Here is a 9,221-nt window from a genome sequence, read left to right as displayed (position 1 = left end):
TTCGGGGGTGTCGTTGCCTCGCGTAAGGGTCTCCGCCTGAACGATCCGGGGATGGAGCTGACCTTGAGCGAGCGCAGGGCTGTCACGGTGAAGAAGGCGTTGGCCTACAAGGGGGCGGACCGGGCCGGGAAGTCGCGGATCCTGGACGAGTTGGTCGAGTTGACGGGCTGGCATCGTGACTATGCGCGGGCGGCGTTACGGGAGGTGCTGGTCGTCAAACCGGTCCGGCCTCGCAAGCCGCGGTCGCGGGTCTACGGCGATGACCTGCTGCCCGCCCTGGTGCGCTGTTGGACCCTGTTGCGGGCGCCGGCGGGGAAGATCCTGGCGCCGTTCATGCCCGTGCTGGTGCCCCTGCTGCGGGTGGAGGGGGAGATCGTCTTGGACGACACCCAGGCCGAGTTGTTGGCCGGTATCTCGGCGGCCACGATCGACCGGATGCTCGCCGGGGAGCGGAAGCGGATGACGCTACGCGGCCGGACGCACACCAAGCCGGGGTCGTTGTTGAAACACCAGATCCCGATCCGCACGTTCGCTGACTGGGACGATGCGACGCCGGGGTTCGTCGAGATCGACCTGGTCGCCCACGACGGTGGGGTGGCCTCGGGTGAGTACTGCTACACGTTGACGATGACCGATGTGGCGACGGGGTGGACGGTGAACCGGTCGGTGCCGAACCGGGCCCGTCGGTGGGTGATCGAGGCCATCGACCACGCCGCCGGGATGTTCCCGTTCCCGATCGTGGGGATCGATTCCGACAACGGGTCGGAGTTCATCAACCACCACTTCCTGCACTACTGCGAGACCCGCAAGATCACGTTCACGCGCGGGCGGGCGGGGAAGAAGAACGACGGCTGTTACGTGGAGCAGAAGAACTGGGCCCGGGTGCGGGAGTTGGTCGGCTACTACCGGTACGACACCGACGCCGAGCTCGAGCTGCTGAACCGGATCTGGGCGTTGGATGACGCGTTCGCGAACTACTTCCTGCCCAGCCTGAAGCTGGCCTCCAAGCACCGCGACGGCGCCAAGGTCGTCAAGAAGTACCACCAGGCCGCCACCCCGCACCAGCGTGCCCTCGCCCACCCCGCGACCCGGAAACGGCCCGTGATCACGATGAACGCCCGGTTCAAGAAGCTTCGCCTCGGTGCCCTGCAACGCGAGATCCTCCACCACACCGGACGCCTCGAAGCCCTCGCCCAGGCCAAGGGCCGTACCGCCCGGCAACGCCGTGCCGCGACCGGCTGAACCGGAGGAGACACGTGAGGCAACGACTCCTGCCGAACCGGAGGTCACAGGTGAGGCAACGACCTAATCCATCCGGAGGTATTGACATGAGGCATCACGGGGAAGGACTCACCGGCCGTTGCCAGGCGCTCCAGCCGGGCGGATGCTTGCTGCATGAACGTCTTGACGATCGTGTCCGCCCAGATCGACGAGGTGCGCGGCGACGAGTTGAGGCAGGAGTTCGGGAGGCTGCTGGCCAAGGGCCGCCCGGACGGATTGCTCGAGACGCGCCTGCTGGGCGACGGGCAGGGGCACTGGGCCATCCACTCACTGTGGCGCGACCGCGCGGCCCTGGAGGCCATGCGCTCCGCGCCCGAACCGCCCGCGGCCCCGGCGCTGTTCCGACGCTTCGCGGGCGAACCGGTGCTCGCGGTTATGAACGTCCTGCTCGACAGCCGCGACCGCGCCTGATCCAGTGGGCGTGGGCCGCCCCGGGCGATCAAGGGTCAGTCGTCGTCGAAGTCGATGTCGTAGCGGCGTCCGGCCTTCGTTATGCGGCCCTTGATGCGGTCGACCTCGTCGGCGGAGTACTTCGCGGCGTTCGAGCGCTTGTTGATGTACGACCAGGCGGCGCGGACGTGCTCCTCAGTGTCGATGGGGTACTTGTTGTTCACCGGATCGGCGAACTCGACCTTCCCGTACTCGTGCTCCCCCCGTTCCGGGTCCGTGTCGTCGCGGCGATGGATGGGTTTCGTCATCCATCGAGGCTAGCCATCCACCGCCCGCGCGCAAAGGGTCCACGAGCCGCGCCTTTTGTGCCGCGAGGCATGGACCGCTGGGTCAGGTTCTCTCCGTGGCGAAGAGCGCAGCGAGGATCTCCTCCCAGTGTGGAATGAGCAACAAGTGTCCCTCACCCTCGAAGAAGTGCGTCTTCGCGCCAGGGATCTTCTCGGCCATGTACCGGGCCATCTGCAAGGAGGCGAAGTTGTCTGCCGTGCCATGCCACAGGTGAACGGGGACCTTGATCGTTTCGAGGGGGAATCCCCAGGCACGGGTGAACAGACGAACCTCCCAAGCGAACCCCTGGAGCCCCTGCCGGTAGGCCTCCACGTCACTGTCGACGAAATTCGCACGAACACTCGGGATGCTCATGACCTCTTCGTCGGCAGGGCAGCGCTTGCGCTTGTCCGTGTCGACGGCCTGGGCCGGGTTGGCGGCCTGCTCACGGAAGAACAACGAGACCAGGGCGCGCGCCAGCGGCCATGGCATGTATTGACCGAGCTTGAACGCCAGCCAGTTGAGAAACGTCATACCGCTGGTGGCGCCCGGCGCGTCGACCGGGCCGGCGCCGGACAGGATGGCGACGGCCGACACCCGGTCCGGCAGGCGATGGGCACAGGCCAGCGCGTGCGGGGCGCCAGCCGAGTGTGCAGCCACGGCGAACGTGTCGAGATGGAGCCCGTCCGCCAGGGACGCCACGTCATCGGGCCAATCCAGGACACGGCGGCCGGGCTGGAAGGTCGAGCCTCCGTAACCCGGTCGGTCGACACAGATCAGGCGCACGCCCATCCTTCGGGTCACGTCGTCCGGCGGGTGGAGCAGGCGCGATCCCGGCGCCCCGTGGAAGAAGAAGAGCGGCTTGCCGAGGGGGTCGCCGAACTCGGCCCAGGCAAGCGAGCGGCCATCCGGCAATGTGTGGTCCATCATGCCTCCGCAGGAGCGGTGATGTTGGTGAAGCGGCCCGGCTCGCCACTCGGTGGACTTCGCCGGGGCCGTCTCCCAGTCCCATCGTCCTCCTCTTCGCGCCCCTTCCACGTGCAGATCACGAAATCAGTCCCGGACGAGGTCGAGGTCCCGAAGCGCGGCGCCACCCAGGCATTCGACGCGCCCGTGCTTAAGCCCGGAAAGTGACGATTCCCGCCCTGGTCAGGACGGGAATCGCGTGGCGGAGGATACGAGATTCGAATTAGAGCATGAGCAATTTCGAAGCCCCTTCCCAAGCGCCTAATGACGCCTCTGGCTACGGCATTCGTCCTCATGATCTTCGGTTTGCGTGGACATGCGTGGGCGTGGCTGGCGAAACTCGGAGCACACTCGGGGCACGAAACGTGCTTCAATCGGTGCGGACGGTCATCCGGTTTGACCGCCGGGAGGGGCGTGGGTGATGGCGGAGGGTCGGCGGCCGTGGGGGAAGGTGCGTCGGCTGCCGTCGGGGCGCTATCAGGCTTCCTACATTATCGGCAGTGTCCGCGGGGTGGATCCGGGCATCCGTTACACGGCGTTGCAGACGTTCGACGCCAAGGGCGATGCGTGGGGGTGGCTGGACCGGGAACGGCGGCTGATCGACCGCGGGGACTGGACGCCACCGATCGATCGGTTCCGTGCGGCCGAGGAGGAGCGCCGGCGCTCCCAGGCCGCGCGGGAGGCCGCCGACGCGGTGCCCACGATCGCGGTCTACGGCTCGCGCTACTTGGAGCGGGCTGACCTTGCTGCGACGTCGCGGGACCGGTACCGGCAACTGTTCAGGTTCTACATTTTGGCTGAGCCGGCGACGCTGACGCGGCGTGGGATGACGAAGGGGAAGCCGGTCGCGAAGCGGGGCCTGGGCGAGGTCCGGGTCAGTGAGTTGACCCGCGCGGATGTGCGGCTGTGGTGGCAGGGTCTGCCGGTGGTCGCGCGGGAGTCGTCGTGTCGGCAGGCCTACGACCTGCTGCGGGCGATCATGAACTCAGCGGTCGAGGCGGAGCTGGCCGAGGTGAACCCGGTGCAGGTGAAGGCGGCCACCCAGGCGCAGGCGTCGCGGGAACGGGACACGGATCCGTTGCCGATCGACGTGCTGTACGCCGTCGCGGCCGAGATGCCCGCACCCTGGCGGTTGGGTGTCCTGCTGGGGGGTGTGCTGGGCCTGCGCTCGGGTGAGGTCCGGGCGCTGCAGCGTCGTGACTTCGACCTCACCGCCGACGTTCCGACCGTGAAGGTCCACCAGTCGGTGAAGGAGGCCGAGGGCGGGCTGGAGATCGGGCCGTTGAAGACGGCCCGCAAGGGCGTCGCGTCCCGGACCCTCCCGATCCCGGCCGCGGTGGTCGACGACGTGAAGGCGCACCTGCGCGGGCACACCCAGCCCGGCAGGACCGGGCTGCTGTTCTGGCGGGCCAGGGACGGGGGACCGGTGAGGTCGGCCGACTGGCTGCGGGCGTTCAAGAAGGCCTGCCGGAGCGTCGCTGACCGGCTCGAGGCCGACGCCGCCGCCCACCTGGCACAAACCGGTGAGCCGGAGAGCGACGCCTCCCAACGGATCCGGGAACTGCTCACCGGGCGGGGCGGTTATGTGTTCCACGGCACCCGCGTGACCGGCCTCACCTGGGCCTACCGGCTGTCCGGGGGCAACCTGCGGGCGGTCCAGGCCATCGCCGGCCACACCTCCCCGAAGATGGCGCTGCGCTACCAACGCGCCGAAATGGACTACCTCACCACCGTCGCCGACAACGTCTCAGCCATGATCGAAGCCAGCACCCGCCAGCCTTGATCGATCGTTCGACTCGACGGGTGCCGGGGAGTCATGGGCAACCGGTGGCGTGGGTAAGGCCCACGTCACCCACGGAGGGCGCTCGATTCGTAGCTCTGACTATTACTGACCAAATGTTACAGTAGAGATATGTCTTCAGCTGACGTGGACCGCGCACTGTCCCTGCCTCCCGACCAGGTCGGGCCCGCGCTGGCGAGCCTGCCTGAAGACCAGTGGTTCGAGAGGAAGTCGGCCCGGACGGCGCCGCGGGACGTGGCCGTCCCGTTGGTGGCCATGGCCAACGCCGACGGCGGCGTCCTTGTCGTGGGGTTGCACGACGGGCTCGTGGAGGGTGTCCCACCCCAGAGGCGCAATGAGCTCAGGCAGGTGGCGCTGGACTTCACCCTCCCGCCGGTGCGGGTGCGCGTCCAGGAGGTGTTGGCGGCGGCCGCGGGCGGCGATCCCGTCACGCTGGTGGTGTTCCGTATCGAGCCGGGGGATCAGGTGCACACCACGCAGAAGGGCAGTTGCTACCTGCGGGTGGGCGACGAGTCGCGGCAGCTCACCGCCGCCCAGCAGCGTGAACTCGTCTATGACCGGGGGGCAGCTCACTACGAGGCCACTCCCGTCGAGCTCGGCGTGGATGACCTCGACCAAGACCAACTCGCCAGCTACGCCCGGGCCATTGGCGCTTCGTCCATCGAGGGCATGCTCGCCGCACGCGACCTGATCGATCGCCGCGGCCGCCTCACCGTGGCCGCTGAACTGCTCTTCGACGGCCGTCCGCAACGCGAGTTCCCGAATGCCCTGGTGCGCGTCCTCAGGTACGGGGCAGACGAACGGGGCGTGGGAAGGTCGATGAGCCTGGAGGACGGCGAGGACGTCCGGGTGGAGGGCTCCCTGCCCCGCCAGATCATGGTGGCGTCCGACACGATCGACCAGATGATGCCCAAGTGGCGCCAACTCGGCCCCGCGGGCCTGTTCGAGGCGCGCACCCGGATTCCCAGGGACGCCTGGCTCGAAGGGCTGGTCAACGCGGTCGTGCACCGTTCCTACAGCATGATGGGAGACCACATCCGGTTCGAGATCTTCCCGAACCGGGTCGAGATCACGTCGCCGGGACGGTTCCCGGGCCTGGTGAACCCCGACAAGCCCCTGGAGATCAAGCGCTCCGCGCGGAACCCCCGGATCGCGAGGGTCTGCGCGGACTTGGGCATCACCCGCGAACTCGGCGAGGGGATCCTGCGCATCTTCACCGAAATGCGCCGCCGTGGGTTGGTGGACCCGATCTACACCCAGTCCTCTTCCACCGTGACGCTGACCTTGCTCGCCTCCGACGCGCTGCCAGCCGAGGTGGTGTCCCGCCTCACCGGGAGCGCCCTCGCGATCCTCGACGCCCTGCGACTCGCGGGCCAGCCCTTGGGCACCGGTCAGCTGGCGGAGTTGGCGGGCGTGACCCGCATGACGGCCACTCGTGCCCTGGCCGCGCTCGAGCAGGAGGGCATCGTCACGTGGCGGGGGACGTCCAAGCGCGACCCTCGAGCCACCTGGTCCCTGGGCCAGCTGTAACACTCCAGCTGCAACATCGGTGTTACAGCTCGGTGTTGCAGCTCACGCCAAGTCAACCCGGATCGAGGACGGCCGATCTGCCAGCCCAGACGCAAAGTCGCAGGCACCCCGACAGGCGGCATCGCGGCCCGTACCACAGATGAGGTCGCGGCCGAGCAGCCGAAGGGTATGGTCCGCGGCGCGGCAGTTGCGCGCGTTCAGGTGAGGGCGATCTCGGCCGCGTAGGCGTCGTGGTCAGACAGCCGACGCCCGCGCCCCTCGGCGACGATTCGGCTGGCTCCGACCCGACTTGGACCTCTTTAGTGCCCACGAATCGCGTGGGGTGGTGACATAGCCGCGGTCGCGGCGCGCAACAGGGAACTCCTCGCCAAGAATTCCTCGCTGGATGATGCAGTTAGGGCGCCGGGCGCCGCGGCTGGGAACGGTCGGCAGGTGGCTAGAGGTCGGCAGATGGGCCTCCGCGCTCGGGCATGGGAGGAAACGCGACTGTGAGGGTGCCTGGACGCCTCATCAGCGGCGCCAACAGCGTTCGGACCCCGTCCAGCCACCGTCAGGACCTGCATCGACATGTCCCGGGCGGCCGGATTCGCGCTCGCTGGGAAGGGAGCCAGCCCCACCAGCCCGCCGGGGTTAGTGACCTAAACGTGGTGAGCAACTACCGCGTGACTAGGAGCGCCGCTCCGCGGGGGCCTCGAATTCGCTTGGAGAGGTCCAACTCAGGTGCCCTCTTGGCCCGCGCCGCTGATGGATTCGGACGAGTGTTGAGGCGATGGGCGATCACCGTGAAGCAGCACGATCGACCGCGCGACCGGCCGCAATACAGGATGTTCCGGGCGAGCCTATGCGGCGGCTATCGAGCCATGCCCAGGAAGGTCATCATCAAGCGCTCCAACTCGACCATCTGCTGGCTCGACAGCCGACCGATCCTCGCCTGGACATTGCTCCGCCTCACCGTGGTCAACTTGTCCACCATCACATCGCTGTCCTGGGCCAGCCCCGCCAAACCCCCCGCAGGGACTCGGAGTCGCAGCAACGGCGCATCGGTCACGGTGGTCGTCAGCGGAGCGACGGTGACCGACTCCGTCAGTTCGAACACATCGTCCTGCACGATGACAGCGGGGCGCGGCTTGGACGCATAGACCCCACCGGCCACCGTCCACAGTTCTCCGCGTTTCACTCCTCGTCCCAGTCGACCGTCACGGCTTCAATGAAGTCCTGGTCATCGCTGTGGCGGTCGACCTGCGCGATCAGCGATGCTTGGCGACGAGCCTCGCGAACGAACTGCTCGCTCCGCACGTCTGGCACCCACACCTGCACTGGACGGTAGCCCCGTGCCCGCATCCGATGGCGGTACTCGCCTACACGCTCCTTCACAGCCATACCGTTATGTTACATGTAACGGGCTGTGAGCCCAAGAGGCGCAAGCCAGCAAGCCCCACACCAGCACCACCAGCGGCAGAACAGGGTGTGCGCCACGGGTACCGGAGCCGACAGGCTACCCTCGCGCACAGTGCGGCAGAAGTGCGCGCTCTTGATGTAAGCCCGGAGTGGGTCATCGAAGCTCGACAGGTGACCTTCCGGCCTGGTCGCTTGCCTCTCGTGAAGGAGTCGGGGAAGGTGGCTCTGTGCTGAGGCCGACGTGGGAAACGCAGACGTGGGTTCCGGGCTCGCGACCTAGCGACCCCGCTCGGGCGTGCCCTCTCCTTGAGAACGGGTGACGACGCTAGAGAGGCCGCGTCGATTCTGCAGAAGCGTCAGTACGACTACGCCCCCGTGATCCACGATGGAGTTTGGGTGGGGGTCTTCAAGGCTGTGGACGGCGCCCGATGCGGCGATCAGGAACTCGTTATGCAAGTGATGACGCCACTGGCCGCGCGGCACATCGTCTCGAGCGAAACCCCTCTCAACGCGATCATGGCCCGGTTGCGCGAGGAGCCGTTCTTGTTCGTACTGGAACAGGATTCCATCGACGCGTTCGTCACCAGCGCGGACCTCGCGAGTGTGCCTGTACGCACGCACTTCTACCTGCGCTTGGCGCAGCTGGAGCAGACCTTGGGGCGCTACCTTCGCACCCGGTATGCAGACCAATCAAGCGCGATCGCGCTCCTCGCACGTCCTCGCCAGGAAGCTCAGGCCAGGATAGCGGACGAGTTGCGGGGCAAGGACAAGTTCATCGATGACCTCGCATGTTTGAGCCTCACCGACTGTCGACAACGCTCGAATATGAGGCCGATCCGACGTTCGAAAACGAGGCCACCGGTTCGTCGAGTCCTAGTCTGCCGCGTCTTGGGTTCTGATGCTGGGCAGGGTGTCGATCCCGCGGTTGCGTAGCCGGTAGCTGGCGCCCTTCAGGGTGAGGACGTCGGCGTGGTGGACGACCCTGTCGATCATCGCGGCGGCGACGGCCTGGTCGCCGAATACGCCGCCCCAGCCGCTGAAGGGCAAGTTGGACGTGAGGATGAGTGAGGCGTGTTCGTAGCGGCTGGACACGAGCTGGAAGAACAGGTTCGCGGCGTCCTGCTCGAAGGGCAGGTAGCCGACCTCGTCGACGATGATCAGCCCGTAGCGCCGCAGCCGGGTGAGTTCCTGGGGTAGTCGTCCGGCGCGGTGGGCGTCGGTGAGTCGGGTGACCCACTCGGTCGCGGTCGCGAACAGCACCCGGTGGCCGTGATTCGCGGCCGCGATGCCAAGGCCGGTGGCCAGGATGCTTCTATGTCTGTCAAGCGGTCATGGGCAGGCTCCTTGCGACGGCGGCGGCGTGGGTGTTCATGAGTCGGTAGACCTCTCGGGCGATGGCTCGTTTCAGGCAGCGTTTGATGTCGCGGGCACTCTTGCCCTCTTGGGTGCGCCGGGCGGCGTAGGCCTTGGTCGGTTCATGGATCCGGAGTCGGCTGAGGGCGACGGTGTGAAGGGCGCGGTTGAGTTG

At 67.3% G+C, this 9,221-nt stretch carries 9 protein-coding genes and 1 pseudogene; 4 read left to right on the top strand and 6 right to left on the bottom strand.

Annotation, left to right across the window (positions count from 1 at the left end; translation table 11 throughout):
- Positions 1 to 51: 51 nt before the first annotated feature.
- Both AC5YDV_RS19290 and AC5YDV_RS19285 read left to right on the top strand, forming a co-directional pair.
- On the top strand, positions 52 to 1,242 hold the full coding sequence (locus AC5YDV_RS19290) for an integrase catalytic domain-containing protein (protein ID WP_496182577.1): 1,191 nt from the start codon (positions 52 to 54) through the stop codon (positions 1,240 to 1,242).
- Between the two features lie 153 nt (positions 1,243 to 1,395).
- Positions 1,396 to 1,692 carry an antibiotic biosynthesis monooxygenase gene (locus AC5YDV_RS19285; RefSeq protein ID WP_496185149.1) on the top strand — a complete coding sequence of 99 codons (297 nt, stop codon included), beginning with the start codon at positions 1,396 to 1,398 and terminating at the stop codon, positions 1,690 to 1,692.
- Between the two features lie 35 nt (positions 1,693 to 1,727).
- On the opposite strand, the gene AC5YDV_RS19280 is transcribed toward AC5YDV_RS19285, so the two are convergent.
- Positions 1,728 to 1,979, bottom strand: coding sequence for a DUF6582 domain-containing protein (locus AC5YDV_RS19280; protein ID WP_496185148.1), 252 nt, complete (start codon positions 1,977 to 1,979; stop codon positions 1,728 to 1,730).
- A gap of 82 nt (positions 1,980 to 2,061) precedes the next feature.
- Entirely contained in the window at positions 2,062 to 2,928 is an 867-nt protein-coding gene (locus AC5YDV_RS19275; protein ID WP_496192566.1) for an alpha/beta fold hydrolase, read from the bottom strand.
- Between the two features lie 457 nt (positions 2,929 to 3,385).
- Between AC5YDV_RS19275 and AC5YDV_RS19270 the strand changes: the two genes are divergently transcribed.
- A complete protein-coding gene (locus AC5YDV_RS19270; protein WP_496185146.1) occupies positions 3,386 to 4,747 on the top strand; it encodes a site-specific integrase in 1,362 nt (453 codons plus the stop codon).
- A gap of 129 nt (positions 4,748 to 4,876) precedes the next feature.
- Positions 4,877 to 6,295 carry an ATP-binding protein gene (locus AC5YDV_RS19265; RefSeq protein WP_496185145.1) on the top strand — a complete coding sequence of 473 codons (1,419 nt, stop codon included), beginning with the start codon at positions 4,877 to 4,879 and terminating at the stop codon, positions 6,293 to 6,295.
- Positions 6,296 to 7,145: 850 nt separating this feature from the next.
- On the opposite strand, the gene AC5YDV_RS19260 is transcribed toward AC5YDV_RS19265, so the two are convergent.
- The 4 genes and pseudogenes from AC5YDV_RS19260 to AC5YDV_RS19245 form a co-directional block, all read right to left on the bottom strand.
- A complete protein-coding gene (locus tag AC5YDV_RS19260; RefSeq protein WP_496185144.1) occupies positions 7,146 to 7,472 on the bottom strand; it encodes a type II toxin-antitoxin system PemK/MazF family toxin in 327 nt (108 codons plus the stop codon).
- On the bottom strand, positions 7,469 to 7,669 hold the full coding sequence (locus AC5YDV_RS19255) for an antitoxin MazE family protein (RefSeq protein ID WP_496192565.1): 201 nt from the start codon (positions 7,667 to 7,669) through the stop codon (positions 7,469 to 7,471). The genes AC5YDV_RS19260 and AC5YDV_RS19255 overlap by 4 nt, the downstream gene beginning before the upstream one ends.
- An 897-nt stretch (positions 7,670 to 8,566) precedes the next feature.
- Complete coding sequence (locus tag AC5YDV_RS19250) at positions 8,567 to 8,998, bottom strand: ATP-binding protein (RefSeq protein ID WP_496184767.1); 432 nt, start codon at positions 8,996 to 8,998, stop codon at positions 8,567 to 8,569.
- Positions 8,999 to 9,014: 16 nt separating this feature from the next.
- Positions 9,015 to 9,221 (bottom strand): annotated as a pseudogene (locus AC5YDV_RS19245) (IS110 family transposase); the annotation flags it as partial.

This window comes from Propioniciclava sp. LT432, assembly GCF_059515965.1.
Note: the sequence above shows the minus strand (reverse complement) of the source record. Positions and strands in the feature narration are given on the sequence as shown.

Excerpts from the sequence above, each read along its gene's own strand:
- AC5YDV_RS19290 (WP_496182577.1), top strand. The coding sequence starts at position 52 with ATGGAGCTGACCTTGAGCGAGCGCAGGGCTGTCACGGTGAAGAAGGCG.
- AC5YDV_RS19285 (WP_496185149.1), top strand. The coding sequence starts at position 1,396 with ATGAACGTCTTGACGATCGTGTCCGCCCAGATCGACGAGGTGCGCGGC.
- AC5YDV_RS19280 (WP_496185148.1), bottom strand. The coding sequence starts at position 1,979 with ATGACGAAACCCATCCATCGCCGCGACGACACGGACCCGGAACGGGGG.
- AC5YDV_RS19275 (WP_496192566.1), bottom strand. The coding sequence starts at position 2,928 with ATGATGGACCACACATTGCCGGATGGCCGCTCGCTTGCCTGGGCCGAG.
- AC5YDV_RS19270 (WP_496185146.1), top strand. The coding sequence starts at position 3,386 with ATGGCGGAGGGTCGGCGGCCGTGGGGGAAGGTGCGTCGGCTGCCGTCG.
- AC5YDV_RS19265 (WP_496185145.1), top strand. The coding sequence starts at position 4,877 with ATGTCTTCAGCTGACGTGGACCGCGCACTGTCCCTGCCTCCCGACCAG.